Annotated in this window: 2 tRNA genes; both read right to left on the reverse strand. The window is 48.7% G+C overall.

Annotated features, from left to right (window positions below):
• Positions 1–24: 24 nt before the first annotated feature.
• Positions 25–97, reverse strand: a tRNA-Ala gene (locus FD20_RS12255).
• An 18-nt stretch (positions 98–115) separates the two neighbouring features.
• Positions 116–190: transfer RNA gene (locus tag FD20_RS12260), tRNA-Ile, on the reverse strand.
• Positions 191–298: the final 108 nt, after the last annotated feature.

The following is a 298-nucleotide window of genomic DNA, read 5'->3' on the forward strand; positions in this document are numbered from 1 at the left end:
ATCCAGCAACCTTATGGTTGCTAATGGAGCCTAACGGGATCGAACCGATGACCTCCTGCGTGCAAAGCAGGCGCTCTCCCAGCTGAGCTAAGGCCCCAAAAAACAATAAAAAGGATGGGCCTAAATGGACTTGAACCATCGACCTCACGCTTATCAGGCGTGCGCTCTAAACCAGCTGAGCTATAGGCCCATAACATCCTTCATGAGAGTAGACCTCTCAAAACTAAACAAAGTTTCAACAATGTGCAGGTTTCCGTAATTATCCTTAGAAAGGAGGTGATCCAGCCGCAGGTTCTCC

Source organism: Liquorilactobacillus uvarum DSM 19971, assembly GCF_001434935.1.
GTDB classification, from domain to species: Bacteria; Bacillota; Bacilli; order Lactobacillales; family Lactobacillaceae; genus Liquorilactobacillus; species Liquorilactobacillus uvarum.